The sequence below is a fragment of the Bacillus cereus group sp. BcHK124 genome, from assembly GCF_027712065.1.
Lineage (GTDB): Bacteria > Bacillota > Bacilli > Bacillales > Bacillaceae_G > Bacillus_A > Bacillus_A pacificus.
Genome location: NZ_JAQFPJ010000010.1, coordinates 95,122 through 116,616 on the forward strand (window position 1 = coordinate 95,122; position 21,495 = coordinate 116,616).

The window sequence follows — 21,495 nt, forward strand, 5'->3', positions numbered from 1 at the left end:
AGTTAATTGAAATGAAGCAGCAGTATACAGCGTATGAGAAGTTACAGTATGAAGAAATGACAGGCGCTGGGCACGTGATTCAATGTTTGAAGAAATTGGGTGTAACGACTGTTTTCGGTTATCCGGGTGGAGCGATTTTGCCAGTATACGATGCGTTATACGGAAGTGGTTTGAAGCACGTTTTAACTCGTCATGAACAAGCTGCCATTCATGCGGCAGAAGGATATGCGAGAGCTTCTGGAAAGGTCGGGGTAGTCTTTGCTACCTCTGGCCCAGGGGCGACGAATTTAGTTACGGGTTTAGCGGATGCTTATATGGATTCGATTCCTTTAGTTGTCATTACAGGGCAAGTTGCAAAGTCTTTAATTGGTAAAGATGGATTTCAAGAAGCGGATGTTGTTGGAATCACAGTACCTGTTACGAAGCATAATTACCAAATTCGTGATGTGAATCATTTATCACGCATCGTACAAGAAGCTTTTTACATCGCCGAAAGCGGGCGGCCGGGGCCGGTATTAATTGATATTCCAAAAGATATTCAAAATGAAAATGTAACAAGTTTTTACAATGAAGTGATTGAGATTCCAGGGTACAAACTAGAGCCTATGCCAGACAGTATGAAACTGAAAGAGGTAGCTAAAGAAATTTCAAAAGCGAAACGCCCACTTCTTTATATTGGAGGAGGTGTCATTCATTCAGGTGGATCTGATGAACTTATCAAATTTGCGAGAGAAAATCGTATTCCAGTCGTGTCAACTTTAATGGGACTAGGTGCATATCCGCCGGGAGATTCATTATTTTTAGGAATGCTCGGTATGCATGGAACGTACGCTGCAAATATGGCAGTAACAGAATGTGACTTATTACTTGCTTTAGGTGTTCGCTTTGATGATCGTGTAACAGGAAAATTAGAACTCTTTTCTCCCTATTCAAAAAAGGTACATATTGATATAGATCCTTCGGAGTTTCATAAAAATGTAACTGTGGAATATCCAGTTGTTGGGGATGTGAAAAAAGCGTTACACATGTTGTTACATATGCCGATTTGTACACAGACGGATGAATGGCTTACGAAAACCGAGGAATGGAAAGCAGAATACCCTCTTTCCTATAATCAAAAAGAAAGTGATTTAAAACCGCAGCATGTTATTAGCTTAGTAAGTGAATTAACGAATGGTGAAGCGATTGTTACGACAGAAGTAGGACAGCATCAAATGTGGGCTGCGCATTTTTATAAAGCGAAAAATCCACGAACTTTTCTCACATCTGGCGGACTAGGAACGATGGGGTTTGGTTTCCCGGCGGCAATTGGTGCTCAGCTTGCGAAAGAAGAAGAACTCGTCATTTGTATTGCGGGTGATGCTTCTTTTCAAATGAATATTCAAGAACTACAAACAATTGCTGAAAATAACATCCCTGTAAAAGTATTTATTATAAACAATAAATTTTTAGGGATGGTAAGGCAATGGCAAGAAATGTTTTATGAAAATCGTTTATCAGAATCAAAAATTGGATCGCCAGATTTTGTGAAAGTGGCAGAAGCTTATGGAGTGAAGGGGTTAAGGGCTACAAATTCAATAGAGGCGAAACAAGTGATGTTAGAAGCAATTGCTCATGAAGGTCCTGTCGTAGTTGATTTTTGTGTAGAAGAAGGTGAAAACGTATTTCCGATGGTTCCGCCAAATAAAGGGAATAACGAAATGATTATGAAGAGGTGGGAAGAATGAGTCATACTTTTTCACTCGTTATTCATAACGAGCCAAGCGTCTTATTACGTATAAGTGGGATTTTTGCTCGGCGTGGCTATTATATTTCTTCTTTACATTTAAACGAAAGAGATACTAGTGGCGTTTCTGAAATGAAACTCACAGCAGTTTGTACTGAAAATGAAGCGACATTACTCGTTAGTCAGTTGAAAAAATTAATTGATGTACTGCAAGTAAATAAATTATAAGGAGTGTATCGAATATGAAAACGTATTATGAGAAAGATGCAAATGTAGAGTTATTACAAGGGAAAACAGTTGCGGTAATTGGTTATGGATCTCAAGGTCATGCGCAGGCACAAAATTTACGTGATTCTGGTGTGGAAGTTGTAGTTGGTGTTCGACCAGGTAAGTCTTTTGAAGTAGCAAAAGCAGATGGATTTGAAGTAATGTCTGTTTCAGAAGCAGTTCGAACCGCGCAAGTTGTACAAATGTTACTGCCAGATGAACAGCAAGCACATGTGTATAAAGCAGGGGTAGAAGAGAATCTCCGTGAAGGGCAAATGTTACTTTTCTCACATGGATTTAATATTCACTTCGGACAAATTAATCCGCCAAGTTACGTAGATGTAGCGATGGTCGCGCCAAAAAGTCCAGGACATCTCGTTCGCCGTGTATTTCAAGAAGGAAATGGTGTTCCGGCGTTAGTCGCAGTACATCAAGATGCAACGGGCACCGCATTACATGTAGCACTTGCGTATGCAAAAGGTGTAGGGTGTACACGTGCAGGTGTAATTGAAACGACATTCCAAGAAGAAACAGAGACGGATTTGTTTGGTGAGCAAGCGGTACTTTGCGGAGGTGTAACTGCACTTGTGAAAGCTGGTTTTGAAACGTTAACAGAAGGCGGATATCGCCCTGAAATTGCATACTTCGAATGTTTACATGAATTAAAGTTAATTGTTGATTTAATGTACGAAGGTGGTTTAACGAACATGCGCCATTCTATTTCCGATACGGCAGAGTTCGGAGATTATGTAACAGGATCGAGAATTGTTACAGATGAAACGAAGAAAGAAATGAAACGAGTACTTACAGAAATTCAGCAAGGTGAATTCGCGAAGAAATGGATTTTAGAAAACCAAGCTGGGCGTCCAACGTATAATGCGATGAAAAAAGCAGAGCAAAATCATCAGTTAGAAAAAGTAGGGGCTGAGCTTCGTGAAATGATGAGCTGGATTGATGCACCGAAAGAATTAGTAAAGAAATAGAGTAATAGATTGCAAGTGAAAAATACGTAAGAGGGGATTTGACAAGATGAGAAGTGACATGATTAAAAAAGGTTTTGATAAAGCGCCGCATCGTAGTTTATTAAAAGCAACTGGTTTGAAAGATGAAGATTTTGATAAACCGTTTATAGCAATCTGTAATTCTTTTATTGAAATTATTCCAGGTCATAAGCACTTAAATGAGTTTGGGAAACTTGTTAAAGAAGCAGTGCGTGCAGCAGGTATGGTTCCATTTGAATTTAATACAATTGGAGTAGATGACGGTATTGCGATGGGGCATATCGGTATGCGTTATTCGCTTCCGAGTCGTGAAATTATTGCAGATTCAGTAGAAACGGTTGTAAATGCCCATTGGTTTGATGGTATGATTTGTATTCCAAACTGTGACAAAATCACACCTGGTATGATGATGGCGGCACTTCGTATTAACATTCCAACTGTTTTTGTCTCAGGTGGTCCGATGGCGGCCGGAAAAACATCTAAAGGAGAAGTTGTCGATTTAAGTTCTGTGTTCGAAGGAGTAGGAGCATATCAATCTGGGAAAATTTCAGAAGAAGAATTAAAGGATATTGAAGATCATGGCTGTCCATCTTGTGGTTCTTGTTCTGGTATGTTTACAGCGAATTCTATGAATTGTTTATGTGAAGTATTAGGTTTAGCTCTTCCTGGTAACGGTAGTATTTTAGCTATTGATCCAAGACGCGAAGAATTAATTAAACAAGCAGCAGAGAAATTAAAGATTTTAATTGAAAGAGATATTAAACCGAGAGACATCGTAACAGAAGAAGCAATTGATGATGCGTTCGCGCTTGATATGGCGATGGGCGGTTCAACAAATACAGTGTTACATACATTAGCACTCGCACATGAGGCAGGACTAGATTATGATATGAGCCGTATTGATGCCGTTTCAAGGCGTGTACCACATTTATGTAAAGTAAGCCCTGCTTCCAATTGGCATATGGAAGATATTGATCGTGCAGGCGGGATTAGTGCAATTTTGAAAGAGATGAGCCGAAAAGAAGGAGTACTTCATTTAGATCGTATTACTGCTACGGGGCAAACATTAAGAGAAAATATTGCTCATGCAGAGATTAAAGATAAGGAAGTTATTCATTCTCTTGAAAACCCTCATAGTGAAGAAGGGGGATTACGTATATTAAAAGGAAACCTCGCGAAAGATGGAGCAGTTATTAAAAGCGGAGCAACTGAAGTAAAACGATTTGAAGGACCATGCGTTATTTTTAATTCACAAGATGAGGCTCTTGCGGGTATTATGCTTGGGAAAGTGAAGAAAGGAGATGTAGTTGTTATTCGTTATGAAGGACCAAGAGGCGGCCCTGGTATGCCGGAAATGTTAGCACCAACGTCAGCAATTGCTGGCATGGGATTAGGTGCAGATGTTGCGCTATTAACGGATGGTCGTTTCTCTGGTGCTTCACGTGGTATTTCGGTAGGGCATATTTCACCAGAAGCAGCTGCGGGCGGGACGATTGCACTTCTTGAACAAGGGGATATCGTTTGTATTGATGTTGAGGAAAGGTTGTTAGAAGTAAGAGTGAGTGACGAAGAATTAGATAAGCGTAAAAAAGAATGGAAACGACCAGAACCGAAAGTGAAAACGGGCTGGCTTGGGCGTTATGCACAAATGGTAACATCGGCGAATACAGGTGCAGTCTTAAAAGTCCCGAATTTTGATTGAGCTAATTAAAAAGAGATAAGGATGATATGAAATGGTGCAAAAGGTAAAGGAGAGAGTGAAAATTGAAGATATCTTAATGGCTCATAATTGCATGAAAGATATCGTTATTAAAACACCGTTACAACGTGATACAGTTTTATCTGAGAAATATGATTGTGACGTTTATGTAAAACGAGAAGATTTACAATTGATTCGCTCTTTCAAAATTCGTGGTGCGTACAATTTAATTCAAAGCTTACCGAAAGAACAATTACAAAACGGTGTTGTTTGCGCAAGCGCTGGTAATCACGCACAAGGGGTAGCTTATACGTGTAATTTATTGAAGATTCCGTCAAAAATCTTTATGCCAACAACGACGCCGAAACAAAAAGTATCGCAAGTACAATTTTTCGGTGGTGATTTCGCAGAGATTGTATTAGTTGGTGATACATTCGATAGCTCTTTTCAAGAAGCACAGCGTTATTGTGAAGAAAATAGAATGACGTTTGTTCATCCATTTGATGATCCGTATGTGGTTGCTGGTCAAGGAACAGTGGCAGTTGAAATTATGCATGATATGGAGAAACCAGTGGATTATATCTTTACAGCAATTGGCGGCGGTGGATTAGCATCAGGTGTTGGTACATATGTGAAAGGTGTTAGTCCTGCTACAAAGGTTATTGGGGTAGAGCCAATGGGAGCAGCATCTATGAAAGAGGCTTTTCTTCAAAACGATAATGTCGCATTGGAGAAAATAGATAGTTTTGTTGATGGAGCAGCAGTTAAAAAGGTAGGAAAGTTAACATTTGAAACGTGTAAAGATGTAATTGATGACATCGTTTTAGTACCAGAAGGAAAGGTTTGTACGACGATTTTAGAACTGTATAAGAAAAATGCGATTGTAGCAGAGCCTGCTGGTGCACTTTCTATTGCAGCACTTGATCTATACAAGGATGAAATTAAAGGTAAAACAGTTGTATGCACATTAAGTGGTGGAAATAACGATATTGATAGAATGCAGGAGATGAAAGAACGTTCTCTCATTTACGAAGGATTAAAACATTATTTCATCATTGAATTCCCGCAGCGTTCAGGTGCGCTAAGAGAATTTCTTGATAAAGGATTAGGACCAGAAGATGATATTACGCGCTTTGAGTATATTAAGAAACATAATAAGGAAAATGGTCCAGCGTTAGTCGGAGTAGAGTTAAAACATAAAGAAGATTACGCGCAGTTAATTACCCGTTTTAAAGAAAATAACATTCAATTTATGGAGCTTAATAAAAATCCTGTTTTGTTTGATTTACTTATTTAATAGAAGGAAAGAGTTAGCATCCAAATAAAAAAGATAGATACAAGCAATGGAAATGCTGCTTGTTCTATCTTTTTTATAGTTAAACTATATACTTTCCATATTCAAGAAGGATAAAGCTAGTTAACCAAAAGAGTATCGCAATGCGAATAATTACATACATAGTAAATTCAAAGGTAGTAAGTTTTCGCTCGCGTTTTATTTTTTTAGAAGTCTAACAGAGAAAAATGAACATAAAAGTAGAACGGCTATAGATATTTTATAAATGTTTTCTAACAAACTTACATTTTCTAATAAATCTTTCAGCATGTTCATCACCTATTCTGCAAAGTATGTTACAGAGAAATAGATCTTGCGTTGTCTAGTTTCGTTTGTTTTTTATGTTCCCTGTATCATCAATGTCTACATCAGTTGAAATTGTTTGTAAGTATTGTAGAGCTTTTCTCTTTTCTTCCTCATTTACAGGGGAAACTTGATTGTTACGGATGATATAAGGATTGAATGACATTTGGACATCCTTTCCTTTAAAAGTTAAAGTTAATACGCCAGTTTCGGCACTTTTTCCGTTCACATAACTTGGGAATAAAAAGTTACCTAATGAATAAGCGATAGGAACTTTATTATAATACTCAAATCCTTGTAACCAATGCGGGTGACTCCCGACAATCGCGTCAGCCCCTGCTTCAACCATTTTAGGTACATATTGTTTTTGGTATTCTACAGGACGATTTGATTTCTCAACGCCCCAATGCATATAGACGATTAAATAGTCTGCGTCTTTCTTTTGTTCTTTAATTGTTTTTGTTACGAGATTTAAATCATACCCATTCGCAACACCAGGTTTATTGTCACCAGCTACCCAATTCGTATCAGGCATAAATCGAACGAAGGAAAGAAATTTGAATTTTTTTCCTTTTACAGTCATTTCTCGTGCTGTATATGCATCTTTTGCATTTTTTCCGGCTCCGATATAAGGGAACTTTAATTTTTCTACATGAGAGATTGTATCTAATAATCCATCTTGCCCATAATCAAGTGTATGGTTATTCCCGATATTTACGATGTCATAACCGGTGTTTTTTATAGCTTGAAGCGTGGATGGATCACTTTTAATCCAAAACAGTTGTCCTGGAGCTTTCTTTTCTCTCGTTGTAAATGCTGACTCTAAATTAACGAAAGAAATATCAGCTTTTGTTATTTCTTCTTTTACATGTTGGAATGGATAATCAGCCCCGTTTTTTTCGATTACCGGACGTAATTGCCAATCGAACATTGTATCACCAGAAAAGGTGAGGGTAATTTCCGGGTTTTCTATTTTCTTCTCGCTCGTTGAAGCAGTTTTGCTAGATTTGTTTTGGAAATCGGGTTTGTCTTTCGCTTTTGAAGTAAAAGAGTGGTTAATTAATACAACAATTGGCGTAATGCAAAAGGCTATTAACAAAAATCGTTTTAGTAAAGTTTTCATAAATACCTTCCCTTTTGAGTTTATCCCGCAATTCAATTAGCAATGAGTCTACAAAAAAGTAATTGGTTTATGTACAGATATAAAAAATGCGGTTTATGCAGTGGAAAACATTTGTTAATATTCTCAATATTAAGTTAACATATAGATAACCTGTAAATCAATGAATAAACCAAAATATAGAAATAAAGAATTTGAAGGGTGAAGAATGAGAAATGGTTATATTAGGAGCAGTTGTAAATGGAATTTGCATTATATGTGGTACTTTACTAGGTAAATTATTTAGTAGAATTCCAGAAAGTATGAAGGGAACAATTATGCATGCAATCGGTTTAGCGGTTACTGTACTTGGACTTCAAATGGCATTGAAAAGTGAAAATTTTCTTGTTGTCATACTAAGTTTAGTAATTGGTACCGTTATCGGGGAATGGTTACAATTAGAGGGAAAGTTAAAACAGTTAGGAGATTGGCTAGAAAATAAAGTTGGATCGAAAGGGAAAGGGAGTATATCAGAAGGTTTTGTAACAGCTACTTTAATATTTGCAATTGGTGCGATGGGTATACTTGGTGCACTCGACAGTGGGATTCGCGGAAATCACGATATTTTATTTACAAAGGCAATTATCGATGGATTTATTTCTATTATATTAACGACAACTCTAGGGATTGGCGTAGTATTTTCAGCGATTCCAGTAATTTTATATGAAGGTGGCATCGCAGTTTTTGCAACACAAATTAATAGTTTGGTCCCGAAAGAATTAATGAATCAATTTATAGTAGAAATGACAGCTACAGGTGGTATTATGATAGCCGCTATCGGATTGAACTTACTTAGTATTATTAAAATTAAAGTGGCAAATTTACTGCCAGGTATATTGATAGTTGGAATCATTGTTTCACTTATTTATGGTTACGGTTTAATAGTAAAGTAGTAGGGGATGAAGGTACATATGGAGGAATTTCAATTTACAAAACGTGTTCATAACATATTGAAGATTGCAGCAGAAGAGGGAGAAAGTAATATCATTCAACCAGTTCATTTATTTATTGGCATGTGTAAAGAAGGTACTGGCGTATGCAGCGAGTTGTATATGTATTTGTTTCGTAACGTGGGGACGGATTTTTTAGAAAAACTTTCATTACGAAAACAAGACGATTTAACGGATCAAGAGTATGAAAAAATAGGGCAATATAAGGTATCTTATAAGGTGCTAGAAATTTTACAAATAGCGAAGAAACGTATGGAACGTTTTCAGCAAGTATTAATGAACGAAGGACATGTTATATATGCACTCTTTCGCGCGGATACGTTTATTGAAAATCCACAAATACAAAAAGAGATATTACGTATTGTAGAAGAGCCAAGAGATTTAGCGGTTGATTTAAAATGTTTTGTTCCTGCTTATACTCATTTAACTTGTCATGTTAGAAAGGCTAACTCTTCTGATTTTGGGAAATTAGTAAGTTTTGTTAGTGAGGAATTTGGTGAACGTTGGTTACATTCGATAGAGTACGGATTTCGTACATATAAAGAAAATGTACCTATTTATATAGCAGAACAAAAAGAAGTGATAGTAGGTTTCGCTTGTTATGACGTAGTGAGAGGAAAGAAAGGATTGTTTGGTCCAATGGGCACGGCGAAACAAAATCGTGTGAAAAGTGTAGGGAAGCAATTGTTACATTGTAGTCTGCATAGTATGAAGCAAGATGGATATGAATATGCAATTATTGGACAAGCAGGTCCGGTTGAGTTTTATGAGAGATGTTGTAATGCGCGTTTAATACCAATCATGGATTATTAACCAACTTCATTTAGGTGGAGTTGGTTTTATTATGAAAATAATGTAGAGATGTAGTGATTCTTATTAGAAAATAGCGGGTTTTGTAGTAAATTTTACATATAAAGCAAATTACTAAACTTTTTACAAGAAAGGGTGTAGAATGGGTATCTAAAGAAAGAAGGTGTGAAAATGGCCAGCTGGAAACGAAATTTAATGATTTGTTGGCTAGGTTGTTTTACCACTGCAGCCGGTATGAGTTTAGTAATTCCTTTTTTATCTTTTTATATTGAGGAATTAGGTGTGACTGGCACTTCTAGTATTGCACAGTGGTCGGGACTTGCATTTGGTGTAACATTTTTAATGGGTGCGATCGTATCACCAATATGGGGAAAGCTTGGTGATATACATGGACGGAAATTGATGCTAATTCGTGCTAGCCTTGGTATGGCGATTATTATGACGCTTATGGGGTTTGTAACGGATGTATATCAATTAGTCGCACTAAGATTTTTAATGGGAGCAGTATCTGGTTTCCTTTCAACCGCGATGACATTTATTGCAGCAGAAACTCCGAAAGAACATTCAGGTTGGGCAATTTCTACAATTTCAACTGGTGGCGTGAGCGGTTCTTTACTTGGTCCATTACTTGGAGGATATTTGTCTGAGTTAATTGTAATGCGCCATGTTTTTCTTGTTACAGGAGCTTTTTTATTCCTTTCCTTTCTCATCGTTTTTTTCTTCTTACATGAAGAAAATCACTCTGCTCAAGCAAAAAAAGTACAAACGAAAAAAGTATGGACGATGGTTCCAGCTAAGCATTTAATTATTAGTTTGTTTGTAACAACATTTATTATTCAACTTGCTAATATGTCTGTTCAGCCAATTGTTACATTATACGTGAAAAATTTAGTTGGTCCTCAAACTGCGCATATTGAAACAATTGCGGGCGCTGTTATGTCAGCGACAGGATTAGCTGTTATTTTGGCAGCACCAAGACTCGGACGATTATCAGATCATATCGGTCCTCAAAAAACGTTAGTTGTAGCGTTGTTTGCTGCAGGAATTATTTTTATTCCACAAGCATTTGTAACCTCAGCTTGGCAACTATTAATTCTTCGATTTTTATTAGGTATCGCACAAGCAGGATTATTACCTTCCGTACAAACTCTACTAAAACAACATACACCAACCCATGTAACGGGGCGAATATTTGGGTATAATCAATCGTTTCAGTTTTTAGGAAATATGATTGGACCAATACTTGGTGGACAAATTGCAGCGCATGCTGGTTTCCAATATGTTTTCTTCTCTACATCATCACTATTGTTTATTGCGTGCATTTGGGTTTATTTTCATAATAAGAACGAAGAGGTATCAGAGAAACGACATTTGGAAGTTAGTTAACTAAGTGAAAGAAAAAAGGATGAAGCAATGAATGCTTCATCCTTTTTTCTTTAAAATTGGAGACAAAGATAACTTAATGTACCAAGCTCGTAACTGCGATGAATGACTTCACCGCTATTTTCACCACTTCCCATAGCGATAAATAAAGGTACAAAATGCTCTGCTCTTGGTACTGCTAATTGTGCATGAGGGGCATTTTTCTCCCAATTAAATAATGCATCTTTATCAGCAGCCTGCATATGTTTAATAATCCAATCATCAAATTCAATTGCCCATTGTTCGGGCGTAGTTTGATTCCATTTCAGTGCTCGTAAGTTATGAACGGTAACACCACTACCGATTACTAAAATATCTTCCTGTCCAAGTCCTTTTAATGCTTCTCCAATCTTAAATTGTTCTTTTGCAGAAAGGAATGGATTTACTGATATTTGGACGACAGGAATATTTGCTTCTGGATACATGCGATGCAAGAGTGTCCATGAGCCATGATCTAAACCTCTCGTCATATTATGATGGACTGGAATACCTTTGTTTTTAAACTTTGTTTCTAACATGGATGCAATGCTAGAAGAACCTTTTGCACGATATTTAATTTCGTATAACTCTGGAGGAAAACCTCCAAAATCATAAATTGTTTCATATTCGTTATCTGATGAGGAAATCGTTAATACTTCACTTTCCCAGTGAGCAGTGAAAATAACAATTGCTTTCGGTTTATACGTTTCTCCAAGTATTTTTAAAAAACTTGTATAATCTGTATCTTGAATAGCGAGCATTGGTGAACCATGTGCTAAAAATAGTGATGGCATCATAGTAGAAACCTCCTAAAAATATAATAATTACTTTATGTAAGTAACTATATAATTTTGTGTTGTTTTCGTCAACAGAAATAGTTTGAAAGCTAATCGGAAAAGGAAGGCATTTGTCATAATGAAAGCAATTGCATATAATACATAATAAGAATAATGAATAGATATTCATTTTTGAGATACATAATAGAGTTGGGGGCTGACGAAATGAACGTACAGGAAAGTTTCGTTACGGCAATGGATGGATCGGAAATTTATTTACGCAAGTGGTTACCAGAAGGTGAACCGAAAGGGATTATTCAAATTGCACATGGTATGACAGAACATGCAGGTGTTTATACAGACTTTATTGATGCGTTATTAGAAGCAGGGTATGGTGTTTATGCGCATGATCATAAAGGACATGGGAAAACGGTGAAAAGAGAAGAGGATTATGGTCATTTTGAACCAAATGTAGGTTGGAGTAAGGCTGTATCTGATGTTATATTTGTATCTGAAACGATAAGAAAAGAGCAGACATGCCCGTTATTTTTACTTGGACATAGTATGGGTTCTTTTTTATCAAGACGTGCTGTACAACTGAAAGGTGAATTATATGATGGATTCCTTATTTCAGGAACTGGTGGAAACCCAGGGCTTCTAGGAAGTATCGGTCATAAAGTAGCGACAATTGAGATGAAATTACGCGGGGCAAAAACGAAAAGTCCGATGCTAAACTTTTTATCTTTCGGAAACTTCAATTCACACTTTAAACCAAATCGTACAAAATTTGATTGGTTATCTTCAGATAACAGCCAAGTAGATAAATATATTGCGGATCCGTTATGTGGATTCATTTGTACGACTAGTTTTTATCGAGAATTATTTTCTGGTGTGTTAGAAGTAAATAAACTAGAAGAGTTTAAGAAAACACCGCAAAACCTTCCAATACATATTTTTTCAGGAGATCGTGATCCTGTTGGAGATATGGGGAAAGGTGTAAAAGAAGTATATGAAAATTATAAAAAATGCGGTGTGAAAGATGTAACACTGCGTTTATATGAAAATGGAAGACATGAAATGTTCCATGAAGTAAATAGAGATGAAGTATTTCAAGATTTGATTTCTTGGTTAGATGGACATATTGTATGAGAAGAAACCTCACTTTTTGAAGTGAGGTTTCTTTAAGGAGATGGAGGAATAGTTATGAGTGAATTTGTAAATAAAGAATATGTAGAAATAGATTTTCAAGATATTTTGATTAAAGAAGAGGAATTGAAGAATTGTACGTTCATAAAATGCCGTTTTAGAGGGATAGATGCATCAGAAATTTCTACTGAAAATTGTAATTTCATAGAATGTGATTTTACCGGTGCTCTTTTTAACGCTTCTATCCATCAAGGAACTACATTTGCAAATTGTAAGCTTGTTGGTGCGAATTTATTTGTATCGAAGTTTGAAGAATGTAAAATGACTGGCTCTGATTTTGAAGAAGCGAATTTAGATGGAATAACTATCATATCGGGTGATTGGTCATACACGAATTTAAGGTTTGCGAACTTAAGTAAACAAATGTTAAAGGGTATACGTTTAGTGGAAGCTGACCTATATGAATGTAATTTAGAAAAAGCAGATTTACGTGAAGCGGATTTAACTGGTGCACAGTTAGGTAAGGCGAAACTTAGCGGTGCAAATTTAAAAGGAGCGATAGTTGATAGAATTGATTTTACAAGTTTCGATTTGAAAAATGTAAAATTAGATATAGCGCAGGCAGTTGCAGTAGCAAGGTGTTATGGGGCTAAGGTGAACTAAATTGTTTATAAAACCATTCAAATTGTTGAACGGTTTTATAAATCATAATAGTAGTATAATAGTAAATGAGGTGTTAATACTATGGAAGATAAAACGTTAGGTATACTACTAGATGTTGTTGGGGAATTATTTTCAGATGAAATATCAATCGCCGTTTCGAATAAGGAAGAATATATTTACTATCGGCCAAGTAAACGTATTGATTTAAAGATTAGCGCCGGGGATCCTATTAAGGAAGGAACGATTGCTCATAAAGCAATGGTAACGAAGCAAAAAGCCTCCGAGTTTATTAACCGAGATGTTTTCGGTATTCCTTATCATGGAATGGCGGTACCATTTTCAAATAATGGCCAGATTGAAGGTTGTGTGACGGCAATTTATCCAGCTTTAACGGATGGAAAGTCAGTCGTTACTTTAAAAACAACAGACGGATGGGTTCCAGTTCCTTTTTCAAAGGTGATGTATTTAGAAGCTAAAGATAAAAAGACGTATGTGAATTCAGAAGAGTTAACAGGAACACATAAGTACTCTCTACAAGAATTTGAATACTTACTTCCGAAAGATTCGTTTATTAGATGCCACCGTTCCTTTATAGTAAATGTGAATCATATTAAAGCGATTTATCCTGATACCCACTCTACTTTTTTACTTTCAATGGATAACGGAGAAAGGGTACCAGTGAGTCAATCATATGCTAGTTATTTTCGTAAGCTTCTAGGATTCTAAATTATTCTGCTTTAGAGGTTAGATTCGCTGTTTTGTCTGAATTTTTGCCATTGTATACTGAAATCCCTATTTAGATACTGTTAAAGTGTAAAATAATTATGAATATTCACAGGGAGAGGGATTACATATGGAGAATAATTTGGATAGAATTAGGGATGAACGTCTGAAAGATCGCGTAGTTACACCTGAAGAAGCAGCTTCATGGATTGAAAGTGGAATGACTTTAGGCTTAAGTGGGTTTACACGTGCAGGTGATGTAAAAGCAGTCCCATTTGCGCTTGTAAACCGAGTTAAGAATGATACATCTTTTAAAGTAAATGTTTATACTGGTGCCTCTTTAGGTTCTGATGTAGATAAATTATTTGCGGAAGCAGGAATTTTAGGGAAAAGATTGCCTTTCCAAGCTGATGCGACTATGCGAAAAGGAATTAATAACGGAGATTTTTTATTTGTGGACCAGCACTTATCTCATACAGCAGAGTTACTTCGCGCTGACGTTATGGATGTAGATTTTGCTATTTTGGAAGCGGTTGCGATTACTGAAGATGGCATGATTATTCCGACAACTTCAATAGGAAATTCTTTAGCGTTTTCTTTAAATGCTAAGTCCATTATTATTGAAATGAATATGGCTCAATCCACGCAGTTAGAAGGACTGCATGATTTATATGAACCAGGTAAGCAAGGAGAAAGACTTCCAATTCCGATTGTGAAAACGGATGATCGAATTGGAACGATTGGCATTCCAATCGATGTTGAAAAGGTGAAAGGGATTGTGTTTACGAACCAATTAGACTCACCATCGACAATTGTTCCTCCGGATGAAGAAACTGTTATTATGGCACAGCATTTAATAGAGTTCCTTCGAAAAGAAGTCGAAGTAGGTCGATTAACAAATCGTTTAGCGCCGCTACAATCAGGAATTGGCTCAGTGGCTAATGCAGTTCTTCATGGAATGTTAGATTCGGAGTTTGAAGATTTAGAAGTGTATTCTGAAGTTTTACAAGATGCGGTCTTTGATCTTATGGATGCTGGAAAAGTCAATTTCGCTTCATGCTGCTCAATCACACTTTCTGAGGAGAAAATGCAAAAAGTATTTTCCAACTTTGAAAAATATCGTGACAAATTAATGATGCGCCCGCAAGAGATTTCTAATCATCCTGAAATCATTCGTCGCCTCGGATTAATCTCGATTAATACTGCTTTAGAATTAGATATATACGGAAATGTGAACTCTACTCACGTTTTAGGCACAAAAATGATGAACGGTATCGGTGGTTCTGGTGATTTTGCGAGAAATGCTCGCCTAGCTATCTTTGTTACGAAATCGATTGCGAAAGGTGGTAACATTTCAAGTATCGTTCCTTTTGTTTCACATGTGGACCATACGGAACACGATGTAGATGTTATCGTCACTGAACAAGGGTATGTTGATCTAAGAGGACTTGCCCCAAGAGAAAGAGTGGAATTAATTATAGAGAATTGCGCACATCCAATGTATCGTGATCAGCTAAGAGCTTATTACGAAGAAGCTAAAACGAGAGGTGGACAAACTCCTCATGTTTTAGAAAAAGCTTTTTCTTGGCATACGAATTATGCTAAAAATGGAACAATGCTTGAAGCGGTAGTAGAAACTGTATAGGTGTATCGTTAGAAATAGTAAAACGAAAGATTGAGTTTGAAAAAAATTTTAGAAGAAGAAAACGCCAACTTTCAAAGATGGCGTTTTTTTCTTTAAATACATTGTTACAGGCCGTACTGATTATAATAAAGATTTATGAAAATAAGAGGGTTTTTTAATTACTTTTCGAATCATTTTAATAGTTTACATATCGAAGGTGAGGAGAAAGAATCATGAAGATAAGAGAAGCGTTATTAAGTGAAGCAAATGAATTAAGTGAACTCGCACTACAATCAAAAGCGACGTGGGATTATAGTGAAGAATTCATAATTGCCTGTAAGGAAGATTTAACTATTACAGAAGAGTATATAAATAATAATTTTGTATATGTTTTTGAAAACGATAATACGAAGATTGGATTTTTCTCATTTTTACGTAATGATCAAGCTCTCGATTTCCTGTACATTCATCCTCGTTACAAAGGGAAAGGCTACGGGAAAATAATTTGGAAGTATGTAATAGAAAAAGCAAATGAACTAGGCTTAAAAAGTTTTACGATTGATAGTGATCCGAATGCAAAAGGATATTACTTGAAAATGGGCGCACAGTTAATCGGAGAGACACCATCAACGGTCTTTAAGGATCGTTTACTGCCTCTTTTGAAATATGATGTGTAAAACTATTAATAGTAGGGGAAGATTAGAGTGGATGATGTAAATGAAAAACAATATAGCATGTTGAAGAAAAAGATAACGAAAGAATTGAAATTATCTTTTGACTCTTAATCTTTAATAAGTTACTATAATGGTGGTAACTTATTAAAGGGAACTTCATAGAGTTGAAAGGGGAAATACTTTTGAAAACAACTTATGTAAACGCTACAATCGTAACGATGAATGAACAAAATGAAGTGATAGAAAATGGATATATCATTGTAGAAAATGATCAAATTATAGATGTGAAGAGCGGAGAATTCGCTAATGATTTTGAAGTAGATGAAGTAATTGACATGAAAGGAAAGTGGGTTTTACCAGGGCTTGTAAATACACATACACACGTTGTAATGAGTCTCTTAAGAGGTATTGGTGATGATATGTTATTACAGCCGTGGCTTGAGACGAGAATTTGGCCACTTGAAAGTCAGTTTACTCCAGAGCTTGCGGTCGCTAGTACGGAATTAGGATTACTTGAAATGGTGAAAAGTGGTACAACATCATTCTCTGATATGTTTAATCCAATTGGAGTAGATCAAGATGCAATTATGGAAACGGTATCAAGGAGCGGGATGCGAGCTGCTGTTTCAAGAACTTTATTTAGCTTCGGAACGAAAGATGATGAAAAAAAAGCCATTGAAGAAGCTGAAAAATATGTGAAGCGTTACTATAACGAAAGTGGTATGTTAACTACGATGGTTGCACCGCATAGTCCATATACATGCAGTACAGAACTGTTAGAAGAGTGCGCTCGTATTGCAGTAGAAAATCAAACGATGGTTCATATACATCTTTCGGAAACAGAGCGTGAAGTACGTGATATTGAAGCACAGTACGGAAAACGTCCAGTAGAATATGCAGCAAGTTGCGGATTGTTTAAACGCCCAACAGTTATTGCACACGGTGTAGTATTAAATGACAATGAGCGTGCATTTTTAGCAGAACATGATGTTCGAGTAGCACATAACCCGAATAGTAATTTAAAACTAGGTTCTGGTATAGCGAATGTAAAAGCGATGCTAGAAGCAGGAGTGAAAGTAGGTATTGCAACAGATAGTGTGGCATCAAACAACAATTTAGATATGTTTGAAGAAATGCGTATAGCGACTTTACTACAAAAAGGTATTCATCGAGATGCAACAGCGTTACCGGTTGAAACAGCTCTTACACTTGCAACTAAAGGAGCGGCTGAAGTAATCGGCATGAAACAAACAGGATCACTTGAGGTTGGAAAGTACGCTGATTTCATTACAATTGATCCGTCTAATAAGCCTCATTTACAACCAGCGGATGAAGTGTTATCACACCTTGTATATGCAGCTAGTGGAAAAGATATAAGCGATGTAATTATTAACGGAAAACGTGTCGTTTGGAATAGCGAATGTAAAACGTTAGATGAAGAGCGTATTATATTTGAAGCGAGTCGATATAAACGAGGTTTGCAAAGATAGGTATTTTTAGGCTGTGGAGAAAGACTTCTCCACAGCCTGTTTTTTGTCTGAACTTTTTTATTAATAAAACAGAAGAGAATGATTTAGATAAAATCACTAGTTTCAAAAATCCTTCACGTAATAATGATTATATGAAGGATTTAAATGTTTCTTATTTTTTTGTCTCGTTGACCCATTTAATAATGTCCTGGATAACGTACTCAGGAACATTAGCAGGAATTTCATATTCACTAGGAAGACTTAATGCCCCATCACCCTCCGTGAAGAAATGATTCAATTTTGGGTATTCATTGAACTGAACATTCTTGCGGTTTGAAAGCCCTTCCTGCCATTTTGTATATTCATTTTTTACTGTTACTTGATAATCGCGTGTTCCTTGCAGAATCAGTAAAGGCTCTTTTCGTGATTTTGCTTCTTCAACTGGACGCCACCTAGAAACATCATACATAAAATGGGGTGACCCAAAATTGTAGCCAGCTGGAGGGTGGTTAGGATTGAAAGTAGGATCCTGGATAAAAGCGACTTGTCTTTTTAGTTCATCCATTACTTCCTTTGGCGCCCCGAGGTATTGATTCTGATCAATGGCAATGTCAGTTAATGCCCGTGCAGGTGGTGCGAGTAGGATACTACCTCTAACAAGTGAGGAAGGTGCTTTGCTTAGTATACGCGGCATTGTGCCAGCTCCTAGACTATGTCCAAGAATGAAAATATTGTTTGGATCAATGCCTTCCTGCTGTGCTGCTGATTTTGCTGCATATATGGCATCATCTGTAGTATCACGGTCTAACGTAACAGGTTCTGCACTCATCTTTAATGCGTGTTCTAAGGTGCGTTTTTCATAGCGCAACACTGCAATTCCGTTGGACGAAAGGCCTACCGCAAGGTCTCGTAAAATTTTTGTTCCCATATATGTACTATCGCGATCGTGGATGCCAGCACCATGAACAAGAACAACTACGGGTACCTTCTCACCAGCTTTATGTTTCGGAACTGTTAATGTGGCTGGTAACGGATAGGTAGAATTTCCAATGACGATTTCACGTTCTTGATAGAAAGCAGGTTGATCATAGCTAGGATGCGGGATAATATAAGATTCCGGAGGCGTCCTTACCCCAACCTCATCTACTTTCCCCCCAGGTGTGAATTTAAGGAGTAACGGTATGGTAGTACCTTGGGTAGTTCCTGAAATTTCCACCGTCTGATGGACTAAGTTTCGTTCTTTTATCACGGGGGTTCCTATGATTTTTATCACGCTCCAACCACTTTGTGTCCACCAGTTTTGTAATGTGTTTGCTGTGAACTTGGATTGAAAAGCAGCAGACGTCAACTGAAGTGCCTCTACATAATTACCTTGCTGGAGATATTCAAAAAATAATGATGTACGCTCCGTTAAAGAGACTCGTTTTTTTTCTACAGATGGTTCCTCACGTGTATCTGCGTGAATAGCTGTTGTAAGCGGAAAAGATGAAATGCCTAAAGAAAAGAACAGGGTAAAGGAAAGTACTGATTTTTGTATTTTCTTTTTTTTATTCATGTTTTAACCTCCAATATGTGATGGTAAAAAACAGGTATGATAAATTAAGGTTTTGTTGTAAAAACGCCTAAACCATTGATATGTTCATCTAAAACCAACAGTTCTTGTTTTGTCGTAATCGCTTTGGCAGCTTCAACCCTCTCTTTCTTCCTTCACTTTATATTTTGACTATACGAAACAAAGTTCTCGTTTTTCTTACTTGATTCTTACAAAATCCTTAAGTGTATAAGATTTGTAAAATATCATTTTCTACTTAACCTGAATTCCAAAAAACAAAGTGGCATTGCTGAATGGAGATACGAAAATATCCTAACCAAACTGTAACCTATACGTCTATTAAGTTAGTTATGGGGGCATTTACATGAAACAGAGAAAAGTTAAAATAAAAAAGGAGGTATGCAATAAGAGTTTTTTATAAACACTTGAGCGAACAGCGCAGATTAAACATTCAATATTTAGCTATCCTTTTTAAAAGAGTAGCTTTTTTTGAACGAATAAATATTCAAAAGAATGTCGCATCTTTCTGTTCATATTTCTGCTATAATATATAACGCTTTATAATATTTTATATTTAAGGAGAACGATTCATGAAGCGAAAAAAGAGCCATTTAATGGTAATGGCACTTGTTACATCTTTATTATTAACAGCTTGTAATAATAAAGCGAATAAAAGTGACAGAGAGGCAAAAAAACAAGTATTAAATGTAACAGTATCAGAAGAAATTCCTTCACTTGATACAGCGAAAACGATGGATGGTACGTCAGCGCACGTTATGCAGAACATATTTGAAGGGTTGTATGTATTAGATGATCAAGATCAGCCGATTCCAGCAGTAGCAAAATCGTTTAAAAGAAGTGAAGATGGTAAAAAATATACATTTGATTTGCGTAAAGATGCAAAATGGTCAAATGGAGACAGTGTGACAGCAAATGATTTTCTGTTTGCATGGAAACGTGCAATTAATCCTGAAACAGCGTCTCAATATGCGTATATGCTTTTTTACGTGAAAAATGCAAAAGAGATAAATAAGGGAACAGTGCCTCTTGCTGAACTTGGGGTTAAAGTTATAAATGATTATAAATTGGAAGTGGAACTTGAACAGCCAATCCCGTATTTTTTACAGTTGTTAGCGCTACCTATTTACTTACCACAGCATGAATCATTTTTGAAAGAACAAGGAAAGAATTATGCATTGGAACCTAGTAATCTCATATATAATGGGCCATTTGTATTAGAGAAATGGAAGCATGAACAAGAGTTTCAATTAAAGAAAAATGCTACATATTGGGATGAAAAGAAAGTGAAATTAGACGAGATAAACTTTCAAATTGTAAAGGATACAATGACCGCTGTTAATTTATACGAAGCTGGTAATTTGGACCGGGTGCCTATTAATTCTCAATTTGTAGACAAGTATAAAGGGCATAAGGAGTTACATATGTCGAGCGAACCTGCAATTGCTATGCTACGTTTTAATGAAAAAAATAGTGCGTTAGCAAATAAGAAAGTGCGTCAGGCTATTTCATTCGCATTAAATAAAGAGGATTTCGTTGCTCATTTTATTAATAACGGAGCAAAACCTGCAACTGGGCTAGTACCAGTTGGGCATATCAATGAAGAAACGGGAAAAGATTTTAGGAAAGAAAACGGAAACCTTTCTTTATATGATGTACAAAGTGCGAAAAAGATTTGGGAAGAAGCGAAAAAAGAGCTTGGAGTAGAACAAGTAAACCTCGAGTTTTTAACGTTTGAACAAGATAACGCAAAACGTATGGCAGAATATATAAAAGGTGATTTAGAAAAGAATTTACAAGGATTAACGATACAAATTAAACAACAGCCATTTAAGCAAAAATTACAGTTAGAACAAACAGGTGATTACGATATAACTATGGCAAATTGGGGACCCGACTATAAAGACCCAATTAGTTATTTAGAACTATTTACGACGGGTAATCAAAATAATAAAATGAATTATTCTAACCGTCACTACGATGAATTAATAAAGAAAGCGAAAAGCGATCTAGTATTAGATCAGAAGAAAAGATGGGAAGCATTGCAAGAGGCCGAGCGTATTCTATTAGGGGATGCTGCGGTCGCACCGCTTTATCAAATGGGCTCAGCTTACGTACAAAATGATTATGTAAAAGGAATTGAAAAGCATCAATTTGGTGGTATTTATACTTATAAGAATGCTTATATTGCTAATGAATAA

At 36.4% G+C, this 21,495-nt stretch carries 18 protein-coding genes and 2 pseudogenes; 16 read left to right on the forward strand and 4 right to left on the reverse strand.

What is annotated here, in order from left to right; translation table 11 throughout:
• Positions 1-11: 11 nt before the first annotated feature.
• The 5 genes from ilvB to ilvA are packed head-to-tail and all read left to right on the forward strand — an operon-like array spanning position 12 to position 5,990.
• On the forward strand, positions 12-1,727 hold the full coding sequence (ilvB, locus tag PDK19_RS16575) for an acetolactate synthase large subunit (RefSeq protein WP_000813479.1): 1,716 nt from the start codon (positions 12-14) through the stop codon (positions 1,725-1,727).
• Entirely contained in the window at positions 1,724-1,954 is a 231-nt protein-coding gene (locus tag PDK19_RS16580) for an ACT domain-containing protein (RefSeq protein WP_000019916.1), read from the forward strand. Before ilvB ends, PDK19_RS16580 begins: the two co-directional genes overlap by 4 nt.
• Positions 1,955-1,968: 14 nt before the next feature.
• Positions 1,969-2,976, forward strand: a complete 1,008-nt coding sequence (gene ilvC / locus PDK19_RS16585) for a ketol-acid reductoisomerase (RefSeq protein WP_000861133.1) — start codon at positions 1,969-1,971, stop codon at positions 2,974-2,976.
• A 46-nt stretch (positions 2,977-3,022) separates the two neighbouring features.
• Positions 3,023-4,696 (forward strand): dihydroxy-acid dehydratase, encoded by a 1,674-nt coding sequence (gene ilvD / locus PDK19_RS16590; protein ID WP_001255810.1) that lies wholly within the window; start codon positions 3,023-3,025, stop codon positions 4,694-4,696.
• 31 nt (positions 4,697-4,727) lie between these two features.
• The gene (gene ilvA, locus PDK19_RS16595) at positions 4,728-5,990 is read left to right on the forward strand and encodes a threonine ammonia-lyase IlvA (protein ID WP_000250335.1); all 1,263 of its coding nucleotides are present in this window, start codon (positions 4,728-4,730) and stop codon (positions 5,988-5,990) included.
• 79 nt (positions 5,991-6,069) lie between these two features.
• On the opposite strand, the pseudogene PDK19_RS16600 reads toward ilvA, so the two are convergent.
• A pseudogene (locus PDK19_RS16600) lies at positions 6,070-6,296 on the reverse strand (hypothetical protein).
• Positions 6,297-6,348: 52 nt separating this feature from the next.
• A complete protein-coding gene (locus tag PDK19_RS16605; RefSeq protein WP_000854506.1) occupies positions 6,349-7,452 on the reverse strand; it encodes a CapA family protein in 1,104 nt (367 codons plus the stop codon).
• Between the two features lie 212 nt (positions 7,453-7,664).
• Here PDK19_RS16605 and PDK19_RS16610 point away from each other — a divergent pair, with 212 nt between their 5' ends.
• The 3 genes from PDK19_RS16610 to PDK19_RS16620 all read left to right on the forward strand — a co-directional run bounded on the left by PDK19_RS16610 (position 7,665) and on the right by PDK19_RS16620 (position 10,634).
• Positions 7,665-8,381: a DUF554 domain-containing protein gene (locus PDK19_RS16610; RefSeq protein WP_000236008.1), complete on the forward strand. Its 717-nt coding sequence runs from the start codon at positions 7,665-7,667 to the stop codon at positions 8,379-8,381.
• A gap of 18 nt (positions 8,382-8,399) precedes the next feature.
• A complete protein-coding gene (locus tag PDK19_RS16615) occupies positions 8,400-9,251 on the forward strand; it encodes a GNAT family N-acetyltransferase (protein WP_000390879.1) in 852 nt (283 codons plus the stop codon).
• Between the two features lie 168 nt (positions 9,252-9,419).
• Positions 9,420-10,634 carry a multidrug efflux MFS transporter gene (locus tag PDK19_RS16620; RefSeq protein ID WP_074614935.1) on the forward strand — a complete coding sequence of 405 codons (1,215 nt, stop codon included), beginning with the start codon at positions 9,420-9,422 and terminating at the stop codon, positions 10,632-10,634.
• 50 nt (positions 10,635-10,684) lie between these two features.
• Here PDK19_RS16620 and PDK19_RS16625 read toward each other — a convergent pair whose 3' ends face one another.
• Positions 10,685-11,446 carry a DODA-type extradiol aromatic ring-opening family dioxygenase gene (locus PDK19_RS16625; RefSeq protein WP_000982923.1) on the reverse strand — a complete coding sequence of 254 codons (762 nt, stop codon included), beginning with the start codon at positions 11,444-11,446 and terminating at the stop codon, positions 10,685-10,687.
• 204 nt (positions 11,447-11,650) lie between these two features.
• Here PDK19_RS16625 and PDK19_RS16630 point away from each other — a divergent pair, with 204 nt between their 5' ends.
• The 7 genes and pseudogenes from PDK19_RS16630 to PDK19_RS16655 all read left to right on the forward strand — a co-directional run bounded on the left by PDK19_RS16630 (position 11,651) and on the right by PDK19_RS16655 (position 17,745).
• Positions 11,651-12,574, forward strand: a complete 924-nt coding sequence (locus tag PDK19_RS16630; protein ID WP_001102609.1) for an alpha/beta hydrolase — start codon at positions 11,651-11,653, stop codon at positions 12,572-12,574.
• 54 nt (positions 12,575-12,628) lie between these two features.
• Complete coding sequence (locus PDK19_RS16635; RefSeq protein ID WP_014893850.1) at positions 12,629-13,234, forward strand: pentapeptide repeat-containing protein; 606 nt, start codon at positions 12,629-12,631, stop codon at positions 13,232-13,234.
• An 81-nt stretch (positions 13,235-13,315) separates the two neighbouring features.
• The gene (locus PDK19_RS16640; protein WP_000389695.1) at positions 13,316-13,960 is read left to right on the forward strand and encodes a LytTR family DNA-binding domain-containing protein; all 645 of its coding nucleotides are present in this window, start codon (positions 13,316-13,318) and stop codon (positions 13,958-13,960) included.
• Positions 13,961-14,087: 127 nt separating this feature from the next.
• On the forward strand, positions 14,088-15,602 hold the full coding sequence (locus PDK19_RS16645) for an acetyl-CoA hydrolase/transferase family protein (protein WP_000429779.1): 1,515 nt from the start codon (positions 14,088-14,090) through the stop codon (positions 15,600-15,602).
• 212 nt (positions 15,603-15,814) lie between these two features.
• Positions 15,815-16,258: a GNAT family N-acetyltransferase gene (locus PDK19_RS16650; RefSeq protein ID WP_000701905.1), complete on the forward strand. Its 444-nt coding sequence runs from the start codon at positions 15,815-15,817 to the stop codon at positions 16,256-16,258.
• Between the two features lie 33 nt (positions 16,259-16,291).
• Positions 16,292-16,366 (forward strand): annotated as a pseudogene (locus PDK19_RS27460) (YunG family protein); the annotation flags it as partial.
• A gap of 53 nt (positions 16,367-16,419) precedes the next feature.
• Positions 16,420-17,745 carry a bifunctional S-methyl-5'-thioadenosine deaminase/S-adenosylhomocysteine deaminase gene (locus PDK19_RS16655; protein ID WP_139302968.1) on the forward strand — a complete coding sequence of 442 codons (1,326 nt, stop codon included), beginning with the start codon at positions 16,420-16,422 and terminating at the stop codon, positions 17,743-17,745.
• Positions 17,746-17,896: 151 nt separating this feature from the next.
• Here PDK19_RS16655 and PDK19_RS16660 read toward each other — a convergent pair whose 3' ends face one another.
• Positions 17,897-19,279, reverse strand: coding sequence for an alpha/beta hydrolase family protein (locus tag PDK19_RS16660; RefSeq protein ID WP_074614936.1), 1,383 nt, complete (start codon positions 19,277-19,279; stop codon positions 17,897-17,899).
• Positions 19,280-19,866: 587 nt separating this feature from the next.
• Between PDK19_RS16660 and PDK19_RS16665 the strand changes: the two genes are divergently transcribed.
• Positions 19,867-21,495, forward strand: a complete 1,629-nt coding sequence (locus PDK19_RS16665) for a peptide ABC transporter substrate-binding protein (RefSeq protein ID WP_000823509.1) — start codon at positions 19,867-19,869, stop codon at positions 21,493-21,495.

Bases quoted from the DNA above. Each gene is read 5' to 3' on its own strand.
- ilvB (WP_000813479.1), top strand. From the start codon at position 12: ATGAAGCAGCAGTATACAGCGTATGAGAAGTTACAGTATGAAGAAATG.
- PDK19_RS16580 (WP_000019916.1), top strand. From the start codon at position 1,724: ATGAGTCATACTTTTTCACTCGTTATTCATAACGAGCCAAGCGTCTTA.
- ilvC (WP_000861133.1), top strand. From the start codon at position 1,969: ATGAAAACGTATTATGAGAAAGATGCAAATGTAGAGTTATTACAAGGG.
- ilvD (WP_001255810.1), top strand. From the start codon at position 3,023: ATGAGAAGTGACATGATTAAAAAAGGTTTTGATAAAGCGCCGCATCGT.
- ilvA (WP_000250335.1), top strand. From the start codon at position 4,728: ATGGTGCAAAAGGTAAAGGAGAGAGTGAAAATTGAAGATATCTTAATG.
- PDK19_RS16605 (WP_000854506.1), bottom strand. From the start codon at position 7,452: ATGAAAACTTTACTAAAACGATTTTTGTTAATAGCCTTTTGCATTACG.
- PDK19_RS16610 (WP_000236008.1), top strand. From the start codon at position 7,665: ATGGTTATATTAGGAGCAGTTGTAAATGGAATTTGCATTATATGTGGT.
- PDK19_RS16615 (WP_000390879.1), top strand. From the start codon at position 8,400: ATGGAGGAATTTCAATTTACAAAACGTGTTCATAACATATTGAAGATT.
- PDK19_RS16620 (WP_074614935.1), top strand. From the start codon at position 9,420: ATGGCCAGCTGGAAACGAAATTTAATGATTTGTTGGCTAGGTTGTTTT.
- PDK19_RS16625 (WP_000982923.1), bottom strand. From the start codon at position 11,446: ATGATGCCATCACTATTTTTAGCACATGGTTCACCAATGCTCGCTATT.
- PDK19_RS16630 (WP_001102609.1), top strand. From the start codon at position 11,651: ATGAACGTACAGGAAAGTTTCGTTACGGCAATGGATGGATCGGAAATT.
- PDK19_RS16635 (WP_014893850.1), top strand. From the start codon at position 12,629: ATGAGTGAATTTGTAAATAAAGAATATGTAGAAATAGATTTTCAAGAT.
- PDK19_RS16640 (WP_000389695.1), top strand. From the start codon at position 13,316: ATGGAAGATAAAACGTTAGGTATACTACTAGATGTTGTTGGGGAATTA.
- PDK19_RS16645 (WP_000429779.1), top strand. From the start codon at position 14,088: ATGGAGAATAATTTGGATAGAATTAGGGATGAACGTCTGAAAGATCGC.
- PDK19_RS16650 (WP_000701905.1), top strand. From the start codon at position 15,815: ATGAAGATAAGAGAAGCGTTATTAAGTGAAGCAAATGAATTAAGTGAA.
- PDK19_RS16660 (WP_074614936.1), bottom strand. From the start codon at position 19,279: ATGAATAAAAAAAAGAAAATACAAAAATCAGTACTTTCCTTTACCCTG.
- PDK19_RS16665 (WP_000823509.1), top strand. From the start codon at position 19,867: ATGAAGCGAAAAAAGAGCCATTTAATGGTAATGGCACTTGTTACATCT.